24 protein-coding genes are annotated in these 21,248 nt (G+C 43.2%); 17 read left to right on the top strand and 7 right to left on the bottom strand.

Annotated elements, in window-relative coordinates:
* The first annotated feature begins 17 nt into the window (after positions 1-17).
* Positions 18-257, top strand: a complete 240-nt coding sequence (locus tag HNQ34_RS04520; RefSeq protein WP_183251989.1) for a hypothetical protein — start codon at positions 18-20, stop codon at positions 255-257.
* A gap of 25 nt (positions 258-282) precedes the next feature.
* Here the strand turns inward: HNQ34_RS04520 and HNQ34_RS04515 are convergent, their stop codons facing one another.
* Complete coding sequence (locus HNQ34_RS04515) at positions 283-699, bottom strand: DUF1885 family protein (RefSeq protein WP_183251987.1); 417 nt, start codon at positions 697-699, stop codon at positions 283-285.
* A gap of 111 nt (positions 700-810) precedes the next feature.
* On the opposite strand from HNQ34_RS04515, the gene HNQ34_RS04510 reads away from it, so the two are divergent.
* Complete coding sequence (locus HNQ34_RS04510; protein WP_183251985.1) at positions 811-1,113, top strand: DUF3055 domain-containing protein; 303 nt, start codon at positions 811-813, stop codon at positions 1,111-1,113.
* 153 nt (positions 1,114-1,266) lie between these two features.
* Positions 1,267-1,389: a GapA-binding peptide SR1P gene (locus HNQ34_RS04505; protein ID WP_183251983.1), complete on the top strand. Its 123-nt coding sequence runs from the start codon at positions 1,267-1,269 to the stop codon at positions 1,387-1,389.
* A gap of 280 nt (positions 1,390-1,669) precedes the next feature.
* Here the strand turns inward: HNQ34_RS04505 and HNQ34_RS04500 are convergent, their stop codons facing one another.
* Positions 1,670-3,142, bottom strand: coding sequence for an aminotransferase class I/II-fold pyridoxal phosphate-dependent enzyme (locus tag HNQ34_RS04500; protein ID WP_183251981.1), 1,473 nt, complete (start codon positions 3,140-3,142; stop codon positions 1,670-1,672).
* 239 nt (positions 3,143-3,381) lie between these two features.
* Here HNQ34_RS04500 and HNQ34_RS04495 point away from each other — a divergent pair, with 239 nt between their 5' ends.
* The 4 genes from HNQ34_RS04495 (at position 3,382) to HNQ34_RS04480 (ending at position 6,133) form a co-directional block, all read left to right on the top strand.
* On the top strand, positions 3,382-4,341 hold the full coding sequence (locus HNQ34_RS04495) for an NAD(P)H-dependent flavin oxidoreductase (RefSeq protein WP_183251979.1): 960 nt from the start codon (positions 3,382-3,384) through the stop codon (positions 4,339-4,341).
* Between the two features lie 17 nt (positions 4,342-4,358).
* On the top strand, positions 4,359-4,631 hold the full coding sequence (locus HNQ34_RS04490) for a UPF0223 family protein (RefSeq protein ID WP_183251977.1): 273 nt from the start codon (positions 4,359-4,361) through the stop codon (positions 4,629-4,631).
* 392 nt (positions 4,632-5,023) lie between these two features.
* Positions 5,024-5,212 (top strand): hypothetical protein, encoded by a 189-nt coding sequence (locus tag HNQ34_RS04485; protein ID WP_183252229.1) that lies wholly within the window; start codon positions 5,024-5,026, stop codon positions 5,210-5,212.
* A 126-nt stretch (positions 5,213-5,338) separates the two neighbouring features.
* Complete coding sequence (locus HNQ34_RS04480) at positions 5,339-6,133, top strand: inositol monophosphatase family protein (protein WP_183251975.1); 795 nt, start codon at positions 5,339-5,341, stop codon at positions 6,131-6,133.
* A gap of 22 nt (positions 6,134-6,155) precedes the next feature.
* On the opposite strand, the gene HNQ34_RS04475 is transcribed toward HNQ34_RS04480, so the two are convergent.
* On the bottom strand, positions 6,156-6,341 hold the full coding sequence (locus tag HNQ34_RS04475) for a YlaF family protein (protein WP_183251973.1): 186 nt from the start codon (positions 6,339-6,341) through the stop codon (positions 6,156-6,158).
* Between the two features lie 116 nt (positions 6,342-6,457).
* Here HNQ34_RS04475 and typA point away from each other — a divergent pair, with 116 nt between their 5' ends.
* The 3 genes from typA to HNQ34_RS04460 are packed head-to-tail and all read left to right on the top strand — an operon-like array spanning position 6,458 to position 8,931.
* Positions 6,458-8,299, top strand: a complete 1,842-nt coding sequence (gene typA / locus HNQ34_RS04470; RefSeq protein WP_183251971.1) for a translational GTPase TypA — start codon at positions 6,458-6,460, stop codon at positions 8,297-8,299.
* Between the two features lie 14 nt (positions 8,300-8,313).
* Positions 8,314-8,631 (top strand): YlaH-like family protein, encoded by a 318-nt coding sequence (locus tag HNQ34_RS04465; protein WP_183251969.1) that lies wholly within the window; start codon positions 8,314-8,316, stop codon positions 8,629-8,631.
* A 12-nt stretch (positions 8,632-8,643) separates the two neighbouring features.
* A complete protein-coding gene (locus HNQ34_RS04460) occupies positions 8,644-8,931 on the top strand; it encodes a hypothetical protein (protein ID WP_183251967.1) in 288 nt (95 codons plus the stop codon).
* 30 nt (positions 8,932-8,961) lie between these two features.
* On the opposite strand, the gene HNQ34_RS04455 is transcribed toward HNQ34_RS04460, so the two are convergent.
* Positions 8,962-9,162, bottom strand: a complete 201-nt coding sequence (locus HNQ34_RS04455) for a YlaI family protein (protein WP_183251965.1) — start codon at positions 9,160-9,162, stop codon at positions 8,962-8,964.
* A gap of 110 nt (positions 9,163-9,272) precedes the next feature.
* Here HNQ34_RS04455 and HNQ34_RS04450 point away from each other — a divergent pair, with 110 nt between their 5' ends.
* Positions 9,273-9,728 carry a pyridoxamine 5'-phosphate oxidase family protein gene (locus HNQ34_RS04450; protein WP_183251963.1) on the top strand — a complete coding sequence of 152 codons (456 nt, stop codon included), beginning with the start codon at positions 9,273-9,275 and terminating at the stop codon, positions 9,726-9,728.
* A 36-nt stretch (positions 9,729-9,764) separates the two neighbouring features.
* On the opposite strand, the gene HNQ34_RS04445 is transcribed toward HNQ34_RS04450, so the two are convergent.
* The gene (locus tag HNQ34_RS04445) at positions 9,765-10,361 is read right to left on the bottom strand and encodes a YhcN/YlaJ family sporulation lipoprotein (protein ID WP_183251961.1); all 597 of its coding nucleotides are present in this window, start codon (positions 10,359-10,361) and stop codon (positions 9,765-9,767) included.
* 134 nt (positions 10,362-10,495) lie between these two features.
* On the opposite strand from HNQ34_RS04445, the gene HNQ34_RS04440 reads away from it, so the two are divergent.
* Entirely contained in the window at positions 10,496-11,827 is a 1,332-nt protein-coding gene (locus HNQ34_RS04440) for a PhoH family protein (protein ID WP_183251959.1), read from the top strand.
* A gap of 102 nt (positions 11,828-11,929) precedes the next feature.
* Here HNQ34_RS04440 and HNQ34_RS04435 read toward each other — a convergent pair whose 3' ends face one another.
* Positions 11,930-12,427, bottom strand: a complete 498-nt coding sequence (locus tag HNQ34_RS04435) for a peptidyl-prolyl cis-trans isomerase (protein ID WP_183251957.1) — start codon at positions 12,425-12,427, stop codon at positions 11,930-11,932.
* A 169-nt stretch (positions 12,428-12,596) separates the two neighbouring features.
* On the opposite strand from HNQ34_RS04435, the gene HNQ34_RS04430 reads away from it, so the two are divergent.
* The 3 genes from HNQ34_RS04430 to pyc all read left to right on the top strand — a co-directional run bounded on the left by HNQ34_RS04430 (position 12,597) and on the right by pyc (position 17,725).
* Positions 12,597-12,872, top strand: a complete 276-nt coding sequence (locus tag HNQ34_RS04430; RefSeq protein ID WP_221277300.1) for a YlaN family protein — start codon at positions 12,597-12,599, stop codon at positions 12,870-12,872.
* Between the two features lie 124 nt (positions 12,873-12,996).
* A complete protein-coding gene (locus HNQ34_RS04425) occupies positions 12,997-14,217 on the top strand; it encodes an FtsW/RodA/SpoVE family cell cycle protein (protein ID WP_183251953.1) in 1,221 nt (406 codons plus the stop codon).
* A 64-nt stretch (positions 14,218-14,281) separates the two neighbouring features.
* Positions 14,282-17,725, top strand: coding sequence for a pyruvate carboxylase (gene pyc, locus HNQ34_RS04420; RefSeq protein WP_183251951.1), 3,444 nt, complete (start codon positions 14,282-14,284; stop codon positions 17,723-17,725).
* A gap of 28 nt (positions 17,726-17,753) precedes the next feature.
* Here pyc and HNQ34_RS04415 read toward each other — a convergent pair whose 3' ends face one another.
* Positions 17,754-18,707, bottom strand: coding sequence for a COX15/CtaA family protein (locus HNQ34_RS04415; protein WP_183251949.1), 954 nt, complete (start codon positions 18,705-18,707; stop codon positions 17,754-17,756).
* 490 nt (positions 18,708-19,197) lie between these two features.
* On the opposite strand from HNQ34_RS04415, the gene cyoE reads away from it, so the two are divergent.
* A complete protein-coding gene (gene cyoE / locus HNQ34_RS04410; protein WP_312856097.1) occupies positions 19,198-20,070 on the top strand; it encodes a heme o synthase in 873 nt (290 codons plus the stop codon).
* 82 nt (positions 20,071-20,152) lie between these two features.
* The gene (gene coxB / locus HNQ34_RS04405; protein WP_183251945.1) at positions 20,153-21,220 is read left to right on the top strand and encodes a cytochrome c oxidase subunit II; all 1,068 of its coding nucleotides are present in this window, start codon (positions 20,153-20,155) and stop codon (positions 21,218-21,220) included.
* Positions 21,221-21,248: the final 28 nt, after the last annotated feature.

Here is a 21,248-nt window from a genome sequence, read left to right as displayed (position 1 = left end):
AAAAAGGGGATTGTCCGATGAAGGAATATGTCGTTTTTTTGCTGCAGATGATGATTTGGAGCAGTTTTTCGCTTATTGAATGGCTGTCCGGTCGCGATCGTCCGGTGTTCCGTGGCATGCTACTTTGCATATTTTTGTATCTTGCTTTTTTGTTGGCGCGGAAAATAGGATTGCGGACGAAGAAAGCGCTTTTGACAACATTGGTTACGGCAGCTGTGTATTTCAGCTGTCAGCATTTTGTTTGGGAAGCATTTTAAGTAAAAAAAAACGATAGCTAGCGTGCTATCGTTTGTAATAATACATCACTCTGCCGTTAAATAAATGAAGTTCTCCTTCTAATTTTTTGGCGAGAAATTTGCAAAATTCGTTCGCTTTTCCTTTATCGCCGTGGGTAGCTCCATTTGGAAGTGTCACTTGAATAAAGGATGTTTCTTCATTTTCGTTTTGTTCTTGTCCGACGCCGATAATAATCGTTTGATAACGGTTGCTCGTTCCTTGTAAATAAAACCATTGCCCTTTTCCATCGGCTGACTCCACGATTTGATAAGGAAACGCGGCATTTTCATATCCCCATCCTAGCTGCTCTCCGGTTTTTTTTGTCATTTCTTGATACGAATAGAGCAGCTCTTTTACTTCTTCTAATGTAATCGTTTTCTTTTTCGATGCTGGGACAAGCTTTATGTATGCATGAGTAGACATTCAACATCACCCCTAATTTTATTCTAACATTGTTGCAAAAATTTTTCTATTGATTTTAAGATATATTTGAATTATAATAAAATTCAATATATTTATAAGGAGGGGAGTTTTATGAATTTATTTGAAAAGTTGTATGACGAATACGAAAAAGTGAAAGTGCGGTTCGTTGGGTTTACGACAAAAGATACGCGTTATGATTTCGGAATCGTGTATACGAACATGTTTTTTGGCAAACCTCTTGTCATTTGTATGCAAACAGGCCGCTCGACTCTCCTCGATCCAAAAGATGTAGAAAACCACGAGTATTTGCAGCGAATTTTCCGAATTGACACAGCCAAGCAGGCGGCTGATTTGGCCGAGTTTTTCTCTGATGTCATTCCGGCAACAGCATTACATCCTGAATATGATTACTAACATGTAACAGATAACAGAAAGCGGGCATGATGCCCGTTTTTTGTATGTAATAAAAAAATAAATGTGATATACAAATCATCGATTGACAATATAAATATGTTATATTATTATGGAATTAGCCAATCACTAAATCAGCATAAAGGGGTTGTGGGGATGGGTACAATCGTTTGTCAAACATGCAATTCAACTATCGGGCATTTTGAGGACGAAAAAGTTACAACTCTTTACGGCAAATGCACAGAGTGCAATCATGAAGAAATAGACGAAAACGAATAAGTTCCGGTTAACTTAATGGGGGAAAGGTTCAAATAAATGAAAGCGCATGCAGAGCGGGGATGGCATGCGTTCTTTTTTTGTCCAAAAGCGGTGAGCGATGCTAAAAAGGGCCCCCCTAGAATGACGAGGCCGCTGAAAAAATAACGCTTTTTGAAAGCAGCGAAGATTTTTAAGCCATATTAAAATGAAGCTAACAACCTAAATGTAGTAGGTCGCTAGCTTCATTTTCTCTTTCAGCTGACTTTTTCAGTGCCCGCAGAAATGACGGGCATCTTTTTTATTATTGAATCGGCTTATGCTCTTTAATAACGCGCAATGTTTGCAGCGTATCGTCTTCCGGTCCTTGCACCGGCAAGCCGACTTCCAAATTCTTTTTAATGTAGTTTAAGTTTTCTTCTGTAATGACTTCCCCAGGAATAAAAATTGGAATGCCCGGCGGATACACCATGACAAACTCTGCGATGATCCGTCCTGCCGATGCTTCAAACGGCACGACTTCCGTTTCGGAATAAAACGCGTCACGAGGTGTTAACGCAAGAGCCGGAATGTCCGGCAATAATACTTTCGGTTTCACGCCTGCATCCGCTTGATGACGATACTGTTCGGACAAATGGCGAAGAGCCGTTACTAATATGTCGGTTTCTTTCTCCGTATCTCCCGGTGTAATAATACATAAAATGTTGTATAAATCGGACAATTCGACTTCAATATGATACATTTCCCGCAACCATTTTTCAACGTCATAACCGGTTAAACCAAGCTCTTTGACCGAGATGATTAGTTTTGTTGGATCGTAATTGTACGTTGCTTTTGTTCCTAAAATTTCTGTACCGACACAATACAGATGCGGAATTTCGTTGATTTTTTTGCGGGTCGCTTCCGCTAGTTGAATCGCTTTTTCAGCAAGCGCTCGGCCTTCCGTTGCTAACCGTTTGCGCGCCACGTCGAGCGACGCCAACAACAAATACGATGTTGATGTCGTCGTCAGCATGCTTAAAATTGCTTGAACGCGTTTGGCTGAAACGAGCCCTTCGCGCACGTTTAAAATGGAACTTTGCGTCATCGAACCGCCCAGTTTATGAACGCTCGTTGCTGCCATATCGGCTCCTGCCTGCATGGCCGAAAGCGGCAATTTTTCGTGAAAATGAATATGCACGCCATGTGCTTCGTCAACAAGGACAGGCACGTGGTGAGCATGGGCGATTTCCACAATTTTTTTCAAATCTCCGGCAATGCCAAAATACGTCGGGTTAATGACGAGAACCCCTTTAGCATCAGGGTGTTGTTTTAATGCTTTTTCCACAGACTCCGGTGTAATTCCGTGCGAAATCCCTAGTTCTTTATCTACTTCTGGATGAATAAAAATCGGTGTGGCGCCGGAAAAAACAATTGCTGACATGACGGATTTATGAACGTTGCGCGGTACGATAATTTTGTCGCCAGGTCCTGCGACGGACATGACCATTGTCATGATCGCTCCACTCGTTCCTTGCACAGAAAAAAAAGTATAATCGGCGCCAAATGCCTCAGCCGCCAGCTCTTGGGCGCGCTTAATCATTCCTTTTGGCTGGTGCAAGTCGTCTAACGGACTGATGTTGATTAAATCAATGGCTAACGCATTTTCACCGATAAACTCACGAAACTGCGGATCCATTCCCGCTCCTTTTTTATGACCGGGAATATGAAATTGAATCGGATTTTTTTTCATATGTTCCAATAGTCCAGTAAATAACGGCGTTTCAAACTGTGACAACGCTCCTTCACACCTCTTTTTGCATAAAAATAAAACAAATGCATTATAGCACTTATTTCCCCGTTTGCAAAGCATATGTTTTGCATTAGCGGATGATAAAGTGATACAACGGCTATACATGCTTTTCTGCCGTGTTCGGCGGCATGGAAAGTTCGCATTAAAGAACGTCAAAAAAACAGGAAAATAGCCAAGAGATCTCGAAACATATTATACTTATATATACATAGGAGGGATTAAATATGAACTGGAAGACAAGAGTTACGGAATTGTTAGGAATTGAATATCCGATCATTCAAGGAGGGCTTGCTTATTTAGCGTATGCCGATTTGGCAGCGGCTGTTTCCAACGCCGGCGGGTTAGGACAAATTACGGCGATGTCGTTACCATCACCGGACGCATTGCGTGAGGAAATTAAAAAAGTAAGAGAAAAAACCGACCGGCCGTTCGGAGTAAATTTTGCGATCGGACAACACGGCCGTGCGTTTTCACATATGCTCGAAGTGGCAATTGAAGAGCGTGTGCCTGTCGTATCGGTTACGGGAGGAAATCCTGCCCCATTTTTTGAACAATTAAAAGGCGTTGATGTCAAAAAACTTGTGCTTGTTGCAGCCGTTCGTCAAGCGGTGAAGGCGGAAGAATTAGGCGCCGATGCGGTCATGGTGGTTGGTCAAGAAGGAGGAGGGCATTTAGGAAAATACGATATCGGGACGTTTGTACTTATTCCGAAAGTAGCTGATTCAGTCGACATTCCTGTCATCGCTTCAGGCGGCATTGGGGACGGAAGAGGATTGATGGCGGCACTTGCGCTTGGAGCAGAAGGAATTGAAATGGGAACAAGGTTTATTGCAACGCAAGAATGTGTCCATGCCCATCCGTTATATAAAGAAATGCTCGTCAAAGGATCGGAAAATGACACGGTCGTCATTAAACGGAGCTTAGGAGCGCCGGGAAGAGCGATTGCAAATGAGTGGACAGAAAAAATTTTACAAATCGAACAACAAGGCGGAACGTACGAACAGCTGCAAGAATACATAAGCGGAGAAGCGAACCGCCGGTTTATTTACGATGGAAAAACGAACGAAGGGTTTGCTTGGGCCGGACAAGTGATGGGCTTGATTCATGACGTTCCGACAGTGGCCGAACTATTTGCTCGCATGATTCAAGAAGCGGAACAAATTCGAAGCCGATGGGCAAACTAATGCCGGAGGTGAAAACGTTGAATTATTCGTATCCGTTTTCTTATGACTGGACGACGCAAGAAATTATCGATGTCATTAAGTTTTTTGAAGCGGTTGAAACCGTGTATGAACAAGGAATGGAGCGGGGACAGTTAATGAGCGTGTACCGCCGTTTTAAAGAAATTGTCCCGAGCAAAAGCGAAGAGAAAAAATGGTGCGATGAATTTGAAAAAGCGAGTGGCTATTCTTCTTATCGCGTTGTAAAAAAAGCGAAAGAATCTAAAAACGGCGACTGGATTCAAATGGGATGAAAAATAACTAGACGAATACACAAATTTGTTGCATAGCCCCCTTTCCTTACATAATATATTATAAACACACGAGTGTTGATTATCCATTATTTTACTAAAAACCATAGAATCATATGGCTGAACATAAGCTTTTCTGCCACATCCCTCAAACAAGAACGCCGGCGGGCAAATGTCATTTGCCCGTAAAGCGTTCATTATTCGAGGAGGGCATGCGTACAGCATGCCCAGTCGGCAAACGGTACGTTTGCCGACAACGGCAGAAAAGCTAGGAATCGAGCGATGACAACTGGTTTTTATTGGTTAATCAACACGCCTGTTATAAACAATAACTATCAGAAAATTTCGTGATTTCTTCAGGGGAGAGAATGATAAGGAAAGGGGTGCTCATGTTGATGAAAAAAACGGTCAATTCGCTAAAGCGGACGGATGGAGAAAAAAGGATGGCAGTACTAAGGCTCGAACTCGATTATGAATTGGCAACCCTTTACGAAGCGATGATGGAAAACGATGAAGAAAAGAAAAAAGAATGCAAACGAAAATTAGAAAAACTACGCCAAGAACTTATGCGTCTTCAACTATAAAGAAACTTGTATGGCGAACCATGCAGCTCGGTTCGTTTTTTCTTGCCGAATGTACAAATTTGCACTATTCTAATTTATATTCGAACATAGAGGTTTATGACGATTTTTTATAACAGGAGGATAAAAATGAGCACGAATTGGGAACAAATTAACGAATATGCCCAGCAATGGATCAAAGAAGCAGGAGATCGCATTCAAGAAACATTTGAAAAAGAATTGACGGTTCAAACGAAGTCGAATCGGAAAGATTTAGTAACGAACGTAGATAAAGAAACTGAACAGTTTTTTATCGAACGGATTAAGGAAACATTTCCGACTCATCGCGTTCTTGGCGAAGAGGGATTTGGCGACGATGTATCGGCACTAGATGGCATTGTCTGGATTATCGACCCGATCGACGGAACGATGAACTTTATTCATCAACAACGAAACTTTGCGATTTCGATCGGCATTTTTCAAAATGGTATTGGCATGCTCGGTTATATTTATGATGTAGTGCATGACGAGTTATATTATGCGCAAAAAGGGAAGGGAGCTTTTTTAAACGATCAGCCGCTTCCTCGATTACAGCCTGTGTCGATTAGAGAAGCGATCATTTCATTGAATGCGACATGGGTGACGGAAAATATGCGCATCGATCCGAAAGTATTAGCGCCGCTTGTAAAGGAAGCGCGAGGAACAAGGTCGTATGGCTCAGCCGCACTTGAAATGGCATATGTCGCTGCCGGACGGTTGGATGCATACATCACGATGAGATTGTCGCCGTGGGATTTTGCCGGCGGGCTTATCATCGTCGAAGAAGTAGGCGGCATTGTGACGAATCTATACGGCGAACCGCTTCATCTTCTTGGACAAAACTCTGTATTTGTGTCGAAGCCAGGGCTTCATGAAGAAATTTTGACCCAGTACATACGAAAATAAGATCGGGACGAACTTGTCCCGATTAAAACATGCCTTTTTCGCGCATCCGTTTTTTCGTGGCGAATCCGATTCCCATGATGACAATGAAAACGATAATAGAGATGATAATGCCGAGTACGCTTTGTTCCGCAATAAAAATGCCGATCGCCATAATCGAAGAGGCGGCTAAGATCGCAAACAATAAAAAGACCGGTTGAAACGGTTTCATGAAAATCCCCTTTCTCGTCTTTTGTCTTCTTTATTTAAGTCTACACGAAAACATTCCGCTTTTCTATCATCTTTATGATATAATAAACGAGCAATTTACACATAGGAGTGAAAAAGGTGAAACGGCGAGAAGATCTTCGGAATATTGCGATTATTGCCCATGTTGACCATGGGAAAACAACATTGGTGGACCAATTGTTGCGGCAGTCGGGAACGTTTCGCGCCAACGAGCACGTGCAAGAACGTGCGCTAGACCGCAACGATTTAGAAAGAGAACGCGGGATTACGATTTTAGCGAAAAATACAGCGATTCATTATAAAGATACGCGCATCAACATTTTAGACACACCGGGGCATGCGGATTTCGGCGGCGAAGTAGAGCGGATTATGCGGATGGTCGACGGAGTGTTGCTTGTTGTCGATGCTTATGAAGGATGCATGCCGCAAACGCGCTTCGTGTTGAAAAAAGCGCTTGAGCAACAGCTCACGCCGATTGTCGTCGTCAATAAAATTGACCGTGAATTTGCCCGTCCAGAAGAAGTTGTGGATGAAGTGATCGATTTGTTTATTGAGCTAGGCGCTTCGGAAGAGCAGCTGGAATTTCCGGTTGTTTATGCATCGGCGTTAAACGGAACAGCAAGTCTGGATCCGCACAAACAGGAAAGTGATATGACGGCTCTGTTTGAAACGATTATTGCGCATATTCCGGCTCCGATTGACAATCGAACGGAGCCGCTTCAGTTTCAAGTGGCCCTTCTTGACTATAACGACTACGTCGGACGGATCGGAATCGGCCGTGTGTTCCGCGGTACAATTAAAGTGGGGCAACAAGTCGCATTAATGAAATTAGACGGTTCGGTCAAGACGTTCCGCGTTACGAAATTGTTCGGCTTTATCGGGTTAAAGCGGATTGAAATTACGGAAGCGGAAGCAGGGGATATTATCGCGGTCTCAGGAATGGAAGATATTAACGTCGGTGAAACGGTTTGCCCGATTGAACATCAAGAAGCGCTGCCGGCACTGCGCATTGACGAACCGACGTTACAAATGACGTTTTTAGTAAACAACAGCCCGTTTGCCGGGCGGGAAGGAAAGTACGTTACCGCCCGCAAAATTGAAGAGCGTCTTCGCATGCAATTAGAAACCGATGTTAGCTTGCGGGTCGAGCGAACTGATTCTCCTGATGCTTGGATCGTTTCTGGACGCGGTGAGTTACATTTATCAATTTTAATTGAAAATATGCGTCGTGAAGGGTTTGAATTGCAAGTATCGAAACCGGAAGTCATTATGAAAGAAATTGACGGTGTACTTTGCGAGCCGATGGAACGCGTGCAAATCGATATTCCAGAAGAATATACAGGCGCGATTATGGAGTCGCTCGGCACGCGCAAAGGAGAAATGGTCGATATGATTCATCAAGAAAATGGACAAGTTCGCCTCATTTTTATGGTGCCGGCACGTGGTTTAATCGGCTACCGCACGGAATTTATGTCATTGACGCGTGGATATGGAATTTTAAACCATTCATTTGACCATTACGCCCCAGCACAAAAAGGTTTTGTCGGCGCGCGGCGTCAAGGTGTATTAATTTCGATGGAAACAGGAAAAGCGACGTCTTATGGAATTATGCAAGTTGAAGACCGCGGGACGATTTTTGTGGAGCCAGGGACAGAAGTATATGAAGGAATGATTGTCGGAGAGCATACGCGGGAAAACGATTTAGTCGTCAATATTTGCAAAGTGAAGCACGCAACAAACATTCGTTCAGCGACGAAAGAGCAAACGGTGACGATGAAAAAACCGCGGTTGATGACGCTTGAAGAAGCGCTCGAATATTTAAACGACGACGAATATTGCGAAGTTACACCGAAGTCGATTCGCTTGCGCAAGAAGATTTTAGATAAAAATGAGCGCGAGAAGCTGGCGAAGAAAAAGAAAGCGGCTGAGCAAGCGAAATAAAGGGGGCGAGAATGATGGATATAGTAGAGCGGCTTTCCTTTTTTGCATCGTTATATCAAGTTCACACAAATCCAAAGCAAGGGATGTGGCTTCTTTATATGACGGTGCTCATATTATCAGCCATTGTTTACCGGCTCGGGTTTGCGAAAAAGCTGCCGTTATTAAAAAATGTTGTGATTTACGTACTGCTTGCATTAGGATGCACGATTTTAACATTTTTTGCTGTGTTTTTGCCGGTCGCAGAAGGTTTGGTCGTGGCAGCGCTCATTTTAACCATTTATAAAATTCGGTTGCATCGGGCGAAAAAACAAGAAGCAAAAGCGAATGAATAAGGCGGTGGCAGCGTGAAATCATTGCAAGATGCCCTTTATAACTGGCTGACGATTCAAGTTGTTGCTGATGCACGTCCTGAGGATCGAGCGGCGCAAGAAACGGCTTCCTTTTTTCGCGACATCTTAAAAAATGATTTTCATCTTACAAATGTCGAAGTGAAAAAAGATGAAACGATGTATATCGTTCATTATGAGGACGAACAACAGGCAAAAACAGCGCGTTTTCCGGTGGAGTTGATCGAAGTCATGCTAGAACAAATCAATCGCGATCCCGAAAAATATATAAACTATCCGACATAACAAAAGCACCGTGCACAGCGCGCGGTGCTTTTACCATTCATCATGCGGCATGTTGGAACGATAGATGCGGAATTTTCCCGTCGCAAGCCGCGCTTTTGTTTTTTCGGCGATACGTCGATAACACTGTTCGCACATATACGTATGGATCGGGCGGTTGCGCAGCCGTTTTGCCAACAATGATTCATCGTCGATAACGTTAATTTGATCGCAAAGAACACATTTAACTTTCATCATGCACCTCATGATTCAAATGATCTGTTTTGATTATATCATTTTCCTTTTCAACTTTGGAGAAAATAGGTATGATAAAAACATATCACTACCGTGTTGGAGGGATTTTCATGGCAAACGAAGTCGAACAAAAACTGATTGAACCGCTTTTTCAGGCGTTGCAAAAAGAGAGATTTGTAATGGTCGCCACAATTGACCATGAAACGGGCGGTCCGAATGTAAGCGCGATTTCGTGGGTGTATGCGCCGAGCCAAGACCGTCTTTATTTTGCCGTCGATAATCGCTCGCGCATCGTGCAAAACATTCAAAAAAACTCGCTTGTCGTCATAACGCTAATCGCCAATGAATCAACGTATTCGATCAGCGGCAACGCGCACGTTAAAATCGAAAAAATGGAAGGAGTTCCTCTGAAATTAGCGCTTGTGGAAATCGCCATTACAGAAGTGCGCGATGTTATGTTTTACGGCTCCAAAATTTCAGTGGAACCGAAATACGAGAAAACGTACGATGCCCAAGCGGCGGCGAAGTTGGACAATCAAGTGATGACAGCGCTACGAAACGCTTAACGAAAAAGAGCTTAGCCAAACGTGGCTAGGCTCTTATTATTGATTTAAGTAATGATTCGATTGTTTATCTTGGCGGTTATTCAGCTGTTTTTCTTCTTGTTTATTCAATTGTGCATCATTTTCTTTTGTTGGCGGAGGATTTTTCGTTTGCAATAAATCGCTCGGAACTTCTGGCATAACGCGGCCGACAATATCGGCGATTTCATTCATAAACGCCTGCACGGGGCGGCCGTTATCCACTTGGCGGACAATGTTTTGCAAACGTGTATATAAATCGGGGTCGGCGATAATGATGGCGTTGGCTCCGTATGGATCTTTCTGCAAACTTTCGGCAACGGAATATTTAACTGTTCCGACACGCGAGCTGTCAATTTTGTCGTTCACATCGATGCCGACGATCGCATACTTCCCGACAACAAGGGCTGTGGCTTTTTCGACATTTGGCACGCGGTCCGCCAAATTCGCCAAATGCCGGGCGATTTGCTGGCCCGATTTATTTTGCACGTTCTCATTCACCGTATTTTTGACATGAACGAGAGAACGGTTCGTTGCATCTTGTCGGTCATTGCCTATACCGCATCCCATCAAAATAAAAAAGGGAAGAATAGCGTTGAGAAAAGAGCGATAATTCATTGTTTTTGCACCTCGGTCTGTTTTTTACTTTATTTTGTGAACAACCTTCTATCTTTATACATTTCCTCATACTATATAACAACAATCCCGTCCAAAGAAAACGAACAAACTAAACGAAATGGGGGCGTGGGAATTTGGGAAACAAAATATATGTGCTGGATACAAACGTGCTCCTGCAAGACCCTTATTCGATTTTTTCATTTGAAGATAATGAAGTCGTTATTCCCGCTGTCGTATTAGAAGAAGTGGATTCGAAAAAGCGGTATATGGATGAGGTTGGCCGAAACGCGCGGCAAGTGTCAAAGTTGATCGACAGCTTGCGCGAAAACGGAAAATTGCACGAAAAAATTTTACTCGATAACGGAGGGGTGCTCCGCATTGAACTAAACCACCGCTCGTTTCAGCAGCTGCAAGATATTTTTGTGGAAAAGACGAACGATAACCGCATTTTAGCGGTCGCCAAAAATTTATCGTTGGAAGAACAGGCAAAAGAAGACGGTCGATCGGTTATTTTAGTGAGTAAAGATGCGCTCGTTCGCGTGAAAGCGGATGCGATTGGGTTGCAGGCGGAAGATTTTTTAAGCGACCGTGTCGTGGATATCGACCATATTTACACAGGATTTCTTGAGCTGTACATAAACACGGAGCATTTAAGTCGTTTTTATGAGAAGGGTGAGCTCGTTCTTTCCGAAATTGCGCATCATCCGTTTTACCCGAACCAATTCATTATTATGAAAGATGCGCTTGGCAGCTCGGCATCCGCGATCGGGATCGTCGATCATACAGGCAAAAAAGTCAAAAAAATAATTTTTCATCACGAACACGTCTGGGGAATCCGCCCGCGCAACGTCCAGCAGACGATGGCGTTTGAGCTGCTTATGCGCGAGGACATTTCACTTGTAACGCTTATCGGCAAGGCAGGAACGGGAAAAACACTTTTGGCGCTTGCAGCGGGACTGATGCAGACAGAAGATTTGGGAACATATAAAAAGCTGCTTGTGGCCAGACCGATTGTTCCGGTCGGCAAAGATATCGGATTTTTGCCGGGCGAAAAACAAGAAAAATTGCGCCCGTGGATGCAGCCGATTTTCGATAACCTAGAATATTTATTTAATACGAAAAAACCAGGGGAGCTAGATGCGATTTTGGCGGGGATGAGCTCAATCGAAGTGGAGGCGCTCACGTATATACGGGGTCGCAGTTTACCGGAGCAGTTTATCATTATTGACGAAGCACAAAATTTAACGAAACATGAAGTGAAAACGATTTTAACGCGTGTCGGCGAAAAAAGCAAAATTATTTTAATGGGCGACCCGGAACAAATTGACCACCCATATTTAGATGAGTACAACAACGGTTTAACGTATGTCGTTGAGAAATTTAAAGAGCAAAAAATCGCCGGTCACGTCCGACTGATTAAAGGAGAACGCTCAGGGTTGGCACAGCTTGCCGCAGACTTATTATAAAAGGCTGTCCGTATCATACGCCGTCATGGGGTTTTGGGGTCCCATGCGCGCGGCTTATTATAAAAGGCTGTCCGTATCATACGGCCAGCCTCATTGTCCGCCCTAGCGAACAATAAATTGTCGGACGTGCGTAATCGGATTTTGCCGGTTGGAACCGTCGCCAAAATACACATGCACCGGTCCGTCCTCTTTTAACGGTTTTCCGTCCTTAGAAAAGCAAAGAATGAGTTCATGCGCTTGCTCAAGTGGAATCGGCACTTCTCCGTTTTCGGTCACGACAACGAATGCGTCCGCTTCTGGAAGCGCTTCGGCGTTGCGCAAAAACGGAGCAAGCGGCATCGCAAACGTTCCCGTAATGAGCTTTTCTTTGGCGAATTTTTTCTCTGTTTTCAACGTCGGCGGAAAGACCGCCCCTTCTTGAATTTCACGATCCCAGTAAGCGGAAATTTTTTGAATCTCATCTTCTTCCTGCGGTTGTTCCTCTTTTTGGCCAGAAAAATAAGTATCCAAGTCAATTTTTCGGTCATCAAAAATCCATACACCAGGGTCTAGCGTAATAGAAAATTTTACTTTTCCTGTAATTGGAATAATGCGATCCATAGCTGTCCTCTCCTCTCCCGTCATTTACTGTATTCAGTATAATGATAAATAAACATTTTGTCATGTCCGATCATTTGTGACAAGTCTTTCATCTTGCAAAATTTTGCGATTCACGTTAAGATTTATAGAAGGATTAGGGGAGAACGGAGGGATCGATGTGACGGATGGGATGATTAACTATCGTGAAAAAGCGTACGCGCTTCTAAAAACAGATGCGGATAAAATTGTTAAGCTCATTCAAGTGCAAATGGATAACTTAACAATGCCCCAATGCCCTCTTTACGAAGAAGTGCTAGATACGCAAATGTTTGGCTTATCGCGCGAAATTGATTTTGCGATTCGACTAGGTCTTGTCGATGAAAAGGATGGTAAAGCGCTTCTTGATACGTTAGAGCGGGAGCTGTCGATGCTTCATGAAGCTTCCACAAAAAAGCGCGTACGATAATGATAAACGTCAACTCAAACGGTTGAAGTCGCCGCAATCGTTTGAGTTTTTGTGTTTTTTAGAAGGAAAACGCAATCTTGTTACGAATGTTACTATAGTACAACATCGGTAAGGAAGAGGAAAGATGGATAAGCAACTCATTAGAAACATTCTTAAATCATATGACTATCCGTTAATCATTGCGATTTGGATGTTGGCGATCTTCGGATTGATTATGGTGTACAGTTCGAGTATGATATCGGCCGTCACTCGATTTGGAGTGCCGAGCGATTATTTTTTTCAAAAACAAAAAATGTGGCTTATCGCTTCAGCTTTTTGTTTTTTCATCACGACGCTTGCTCCATACAAAGTGTTAGCAAACAAAAAAATCGTTCAAGCGATCTTTTTCGTTTCTCCGCTCGTGTTGATTGCGGTCGCTCTCGTTGGCCATACGGCGAACAACGCAACAAGCTGGTTTAAATTTGGTTTTTTTAGCGTGCAGCCAGCAGAGCTCGTCAAATTAGGCTTAATTATATATTTAGCAGCGGTATTTGCTAATAAACAAAAGAGAATGGCGGAACCTGTTAAAGGACAGCTATTTCCAATTTACTATACGTTATGGATTTGTTTTCTCATTGCGATTCAGCCGGATTTTGGAACGGCGATGATTGTGCTTTTCATCGCTTCGTGCGTCATTTTATCATCCGGTTTAAGTTTTCGGTTGTTATTTAAGCAGTTATTGTTTTTTACGATGATTGCAGCGGTGTCTGCTCCGGCTGTTCTTCCTTTTGTGTGGCATAAAATTTTTTCTAAGGAAAGAGTTTCGCGCATTTACGGATTTTTAGATCCGTTTAAATATGTTGATGACGCAGGATTTCAGTTAGTGAATTCTTATTTGGCGATTGGTCTCGGAGGATTAAAAGGACTCGGATTGGGGAAAAGTATCCAAAAATATGGGTATTTGCCGGAATCGCATACGGATTTTATTATGGCAGTTGTTGCTGAAGAGCTAGGATTATTTGGAGTGGCGTTTGTGTTGCTTCTATTGGCATTTATCGTCTTGCGGGGGCTTCACATTGCGAGAAAATGCAACGATGCGTTTGGAAGCTTGTTGGCGATTGGGATTTCTTCGATGATTGGCATTCAAACGTTCATTAATGTAGGTGGTGTGACAGGACTGATCCCGATTACCGGTGTCCCTCTTCCGCTCGTCAGTTACGGCGGTTCTGCTCTCATTCTTTTTATGACTTCGCTCGGTGTATTAGTCAACATATCGATGTTTGTAAAGTACGAATCGAAGTATAAACATAAAGCGAAAACGATCGATCACTCAAAAAAACAATCAAAAAGAGGTCTGATTTTTTAGAAAATATATTTACAAATTTGCAAAACCGTTATAGTTTTATTAAAAAGGAGGAGAGAAACAGGACATGAAAACACGTCGAATTAACAAAGTACTAGTTGCAAACCGCGGCGAAATCGCGATTCGCGTATTTCGCGCCTGCAATGAGCTCGGCATTCGCACTGTTGCGATTTATTCGAAGGAAGATGCGGGCTCTTACCATCGTTATAAAGCCGATGAAGCGTATTTAGTCGGCGAAGGAAAAAAACCGATTGAAGCTTATTTAGATATTGAGGGGATCATTGAAATTGCAAAAGCCCATGATGTTGATGCGATTCACCCAGGATATGGGTTTCTTTCGGAAAACATTCAGTTTGCGAAACGATGCATCGAGGAAGGCATCATTTTTATTGGACCGAACGAAGAACATTTAGATATGTTCGGCGATAAAGTGAAAGCCCGTCATCAAGCAGAGTTAGCCGGAATTCCTGTCATTCCGGGAAGCGATGGGCCGGTACATAGCTTGGAAGAAGTGATTCGTTTTGGTGAAAAGTATGGATACCCGATCATCATTAAAGCAGCTTTAGGCGGCGGTGGACGCGGCATGCGGATCGTTCGCTCGAAAGCAGAAGTAAAAGAAGCGTATGAGCGTGCCAAATCAGAAGCGAAAGCAGCGTTTGGAAGCGATGAAGTTTATGTTGAAAAATTGATTGAAAGACCAAAGCATATTGAAGTGCAAATTTTAGGGGATTACGAAGGAAATATCGTCCATTTATATGATAGGGATTGCTCGGTGCAGCGCCGCCATCAAAAAGTCGTCGAAGTTGCTCCGAGCGTATCGTTGTCTGATGAATTGCGCCGCGATATTTGTGAAGCGGCCGTCAAGCTGATGAAAAACGTCGGCTATGTCAATGCCGGAACGGTAGAGTTTCTCGTTTCCGGCAACGAATTTTATTTCATCGAAGTTAATCCGCGCATTCAAGTCGAGCATACGATTACGGAAATGATTACCGGTATTGATATCGTCCAGTCGCAAATTTTAATTGCCGAAGGGCACTCGCTTCATAGTGAGCATGTCGGTATTCCGAAACAAGAGGACATTCGGATTAACGGCTATGCGATTCAATCGCGCGTGACGACGGAAGACCCGCTCAATAATTTCATGCCGGATACTGGAAAAATTATGGCCTATCGTTCAGGCGGCGGATTCGGCGTGCGTCTGGATGCTGGGAACGGATTCCAAGGAGCAGTCATTACACCGTATTATGATTCGTTGCTTGTGAAGTTGTCTACATGGGCGTTGACGTTTGAACAAGCGGCGCGGAAAATGCTTCGCAACTTGCGCGAGTTCCGCATTCGCGGAATTAAAACGAACATCCCGTTTTTAGAAAACGTAGTTCAACATCCGAAATTTTTATCCGGAGAGTACGATACGTCGTTTATCGACACATCGCCGGAGTTGTTCGTGTTTCCAAAACGAAAAGACCGCGGGACAAAAATGCTGACATATATCGGCAATGTGACGGTGAACGGATTTCCGGGGATCGGCAAGAAAAAGAAACCGGTGTTTGAAAAACCGCGCATTCCGAAAGTCGACCATTTGCAGCCGATTGTCAATGGAACGAAGCAAATTCTTGATGAGCGCGGTGCCGAAGGGCTTGTCGCTTGGATTAAAGAGCAAAATCGCGTGCTTTTAACCGATACAACATTCCGCGATGCCCATCAATCGCTCTTGGCGACGCGCGTGCGCACAACGGATTTAGTGCACATTGCCGAACCGACGGCGCGGTTGTTGCCGAATTTGTTCTCGCTTGAAATGTGGGGAGGAGCAACGTTTGATGTCGCTTATCGCTTCCTGAAAGAAGATCCGTGGGATCGGTTATTGAAGCTGCGTGAACGCATTCCGAATGTATTGTTCCAAATGCTGTTGCGCTCAGCGAATGCGGTCGGCTATAAAAACTATCCGGATAACGTCATTCGTGAATTCGTTGAGAAATCCGCGCATGCCGGCATTGACGTTTTCCGCATTTTCGACAGCTTAAACTGGGTCAAAGGCATGACAATTGCGATTGACGCGGTGAGACAAACAGGGAAAATTGCGGAAGCGGCCATTTGCTATACTGGGGATCTTTTAGATCCGAATCGCCCGAAATATAACTTAGATTATTACAAGGCGTTAGCGAAAGAGCTCGAGGCTGCAGGCGCCCATATTTTAGCGATTAAAGATATGGCGGGGCTGTTAAAACCGCAGGCGGCTTATGTGCTTATTTCCGTTTTAAAAGAAACGGTTGATCTTCCAATTCACCTTCATACGCATGATACGAGCGGAAATGGCATTTACACGTATGCCAAGGCGATTGAAGCGGGTGTCGATATCGTCGATGTGGCGATTAGCTCGATGGCTGGATTAACGTCGCAGCCGAGCGCAAACACGTTATATTACGCGCTAGAAGGAACAGAGCGTGCGCCGCAAGTGGATATTCAAGGGCTGGAGCAGCTTTCCCGCTACTGGGAAGATGTGCGCAAATTTTATCAGGAATTTGAAAGTGGGATGAATGCTCCGCATACGGAAGTGTATATGCACGAAATGCCTGGCGGGCAATACAGCAACCTTCAGCAACAAGCAAAAGCAGTGGGGCTCGGTGATCGCTGGGATGAAGTAAAAGAAATGTACCGCCGCGTCAACGATTTATTTGGCGACATTGTGAAAGTGACTCCTTCGTCCAAAGTTGTGGGTGATATGGCGCTTTATATGGTGCAAAACAACTTGACGGAACAGGATATTTACGAGCGGGGAGAAACGCTTGATTTTCCGGATTCAGTTGTTGAGTTATTTGAGGGATATTTAGGACAAATGCCTGGTGGTTTTCCGAAAGAGCTGCAACGCATTATTTTAAAAGGGCGCGAACCGATTACAGTCAGACCGGGAGAACTGTTGGAGCCGGTTGATTTTGACAAAATCAAGGAAGAGTTGTTCCATACGCTAGGAAGACAAGTCACTGACTTTGATGCAATCGCCTATGCCCTTTATCCGAAAGTGTTCTTAGAGTATACGCAAACCGTGGAAAAATTTGGTGATATTTCTGTGCTTGATACACCGACGTTCCTTTATGGTATGAGGCTTGGAGAGGAAATCGAAGTCGAAATCGAAAAGGGAAAAACATTAATTGTGAAGCTGGTGGCGATCGGCCAGCCGCAAGCGGACGGTACGCGCATCGTCTACTTTGAATTAAACGGTCAGCCGCGCGAGGTCATCATTCGTGATGAAAGCATTAAATCAGCGGTTGTTGAGCGGATTAAAGCGGATAAAAACAACCCGAATCATATCGCTGCTACAATGCCGGGAACGGTCGTGAAAGTATTGGTTGAGCCGGGAGAAAAAGTGAATAAAGGCGATCATTTAATGATTACCGAAGCGATGAAAATGGAAACAACGGTACAAGCGCCGTTTTCGGGAGTCGTCAAAGATATTTATGTAAAAAATGGAGATGCGATTCAAGCGGGAGATTTGTTGATCGAATTAACGAAATAAAAAAGCGCTAGGATTTTCCTAGCGCTTTCTATTTTACGATGACGTGCGCTCTATGATAGAGTTGCGACAGTTGTTGTTGTTGCTCGTTTCGCTTGCTTCGTACAGCGAGAAGTAACAAGTAACTTAGCACGCCAAATAAGCATGAAATGAAAAAAGCATGAGCGAGAGCGATGTATAAATTTAGCTTTGTAAAAACGATCAATGCTCCAGTTGTCATTTGTAGCAATACGAGAATAAGCGAGGCGATCCATCCCCAATAAATGACGCGCTGATGCTTATGATATTTGATCGCCCGAATTGTCGCGATCAAAATCCAAATAACAATCAAACCAGCAGCAAGACGATGTCCCATTTGGATCCATTCGTGAAGCTGGAGAGGAAAAGGGCGCGTATTGGAGCAAAGAGGCCAGCTAGGACATGCTAAGCTTGCTTGTTTATGGCGAACGAGCGCTCCTGTATAGACGACAATATAGCAATAAGCGATAACTCCGTAAATGTGCATTTTCATTTTTGCATCGATGACTAATGATTCTGCATCAAATTTTTTATCGACTTCAAAAATTAACAAAGTTAATAAAAACACGGAGGCAAACGAAATGAGCGAAATGCCAAAATGCAAGGCAAGCACAAAACTGGACTGCCCCCACACGACAGCAGCTGCACCGATGAGACCTTGGAGCACAAGAAACACAAATGAAACAGTCGCTAAAAATTTTGTTTCCCGAATGTGACCGATCGCCCGCCATGACCAAATCGATAAAACGAGCACTAAAAAGCCAGCGAGGCCGGACACAAGCCGATGACTAAGCTCAATGACCAATTCGGGAGTGATGTTGGAAGGAATGAGTTCACCGTCGCAAAGCGGCCAAGATCGCCCGCATCCCATCCCTGAACCAGTCTTTGTGACGAGTGCACCGCCAATCAACACAAACAACATTGCGATCGTTGTCACTACAGCAAACCATTTTAACGTGCGTTGCAAAATTCTTCACCTACTTGTATTGGAAAGTATTAATTTTGTCAATAATCTAGTAAAGTATACGTTTATCTTACACGAAACAAGCGATAAGAGCAATTTCGACAATAGGTAACATCATTTTACAACATACAAAAGATGAAAAACAAATGAATATTTATTAACTTTATTATTGTAAAAAATATTGAATGTTACTCGTGAGTTTGCTAGAAATATTAATGGGTGCATCTAAGGTGGTGACAATTTGGTCGAATTTTTGACACAAATTGTTCAAAAAAAGTTCACAATTCGTCAAAAAAATGTGATTTAATATATAGAGAAAGGAACTTTATGGCTTATATTAATCATAAAAAATGTGTTAAAATACGTTAGGACTCGTTAAACGGTTGAAAACGTATTCATGTTGCCTGTCGCTTCAGGAAGGAAGCGCGGTATGAAGGAGGAATAAATGGTGGCAAATGAAGCGGCTTCTCAAGTAGGTGAAACACCGCAAAATATACAAGTAACGACCGTTTGGAAAGATTTTTTTTCTGTCATTAAAATTGGTATTGTAAACTCCAATTTAATTACGACGTTCACCGGATTATGGTTAGCGTTTTATTTTATGGGAGAAGGTTTTTTAGAAAATCTCCAAACAGTTTTTTTTACTCTTTTTGGTTCGGCTCTTATTATTGCAGGAGCTTGTAGTTTGAATAACTTTATTGACCGTGATATCGACCATTTAATGGAGAGAACGAAAACAAGACCGACTGTCAAAGGGACGATGGAGCCAAAGCGCGTTCTATGGCTAGGTATTTTTCTTACAGTTATAGGAACTATTAGTTTGTTAATGACAACGGTCACGGCTGCTGTTATTGGATTGATCGGTGTTATCACATATGTGTTTTTATATACGATGTGGTCAAAGCGGAGCAATACGTTAAACACCGTCATTGGCAGCATCTCTGGCGCTGTGCCGCCTGTGATTGGCTGGACGGCTGTTGATCCGCATTTTCATGTTGTGCCACTTGTTTTATTCTTGTTGATGTTTTTGTGGCAGCCGCCGCACTTTTTAGCGCTAGCGATGAAGCGGTGTGAGGAATATCGCGCAGCGGGAATTCCGATGTTGCCGGTTGTCCATGGATTTGCGATGACAAAGCGGCAAATTGTCGTGTGGGTTGCCTGCTTGTTGCCGCTTCCATTTTATTTGTTTTCGCTAGGCATTCCGTTTCTCGTCATTGCTACGTTATTAAATGTCGGATGGCTCGCGTTAGGGCTTTATGGCTTTAAAATGAAAGATGATTTGAAGTGGGCCAAATGGATGTTTATTTATTCGTTGAACTACTTAACGATTTTGTTTGTCACAATGGTGATTGCTTCCATTGATTAAAAATGGTTTATAATTCTTTCTATATTTTTAGAGAAAGAATTTATATATTTTATTTAAATTGAAAGAGGGGTTTGATTAGGCTATGAAGAAATGGCTACTCAATTGGCGCTTATTTTCTCTTTTTAGTGTAATTGCGCTTCTATTAGCTGGCTGTGGTAAGCCGTTTTTATCAACGCTTCAGCCAGCCGGTGAAGTAGCAGATATGCAGTATTCGCTCATGCTGCTCAGTACGGCCATTATGGTTCTCGTTATTATCGTTGTAACGATTATCTTTGTCTATGTTGTCATTCGCTTCCGGCAACGTAAAGGCGAAGAAAAGAAAATTCCGAAGCAAGTGGAAGGAAGTCATAAGCTTGAAATTATTTGGACTGTCATTCCGATTTTGCTGCTGATCATTTTGGCAGTTCCGACGGTTTCAGCGACGTTTAAGCTTGCGGATGTAAAGCCAATGAATAAAGAAAAGCGCGATAAAAACATAGTTGTTGTCAACGTACGTGCTAATCTTTACTGGTGGGAGTTTGAATATCCTGACTACGGCATTATTACAAGCCAAGACTTAGTCGTTCCGACAAATGAACGAGTATATTTTAACTTAAAAGCTTCTGACGTAAAGCATTCGTTCTGGATTCCTGCTGTCGGCGGAAAAATGGATACGAACGTTGAAAACAAAAATCAGTTTTGGCTAGAGTTTGATCAAAAAGCGACAGATGAAGCAGGAGGCATTTTCTACGGAAAATGCGCAGAGCTTTGCGGTCCTTCCCATGCGTTAATGGACTTCAAAGTGAAGCCGCTTCCTAGAGAAGAGTTCGATCAATGGGTAGAAAAAATGAAAAATGCGAAACCAGTTGTAACGGACTCTGTCGCAAAAGAAGGCGAAGCGATCTTTAACAAAAGCTGTATCGGTTGCCATGCCGTTAGTCCGGTAGATAACCGTCCAGAGCAAGCCCGTACGGCACCAAACTTAGCGAATTTCGGCGATCGTACGCGCATTGCTGGAGTTTTGGAACATAATGAAGAAAACTTAAAGAAATGGTTGAAAGATCCTGACAGTGTGAAGCCTGGCAACAAAATGACAGGTACATACGGAAACTTAACAGATGAACAAATTAATGCGTTAACAAAATATTTAATGAGCTTGAAAGTGGAGTAATCAAGGGGATTTATATTAAAAAGGGAGG

The organism is Anoxybacteroides tepidamans (genome assembly GCF_014201465.1).
Lineage (GTDB): Bacteria > Bacillota > Bacilli > Bacillales > Anoxybacillaceae > Anoxybacteroides > Anoxybacteroides tepidamans.
Note: the sequence above shows the minus strand (reverse complement) of the source record. Positions and strands in the feature narration are given on the sequence as shown.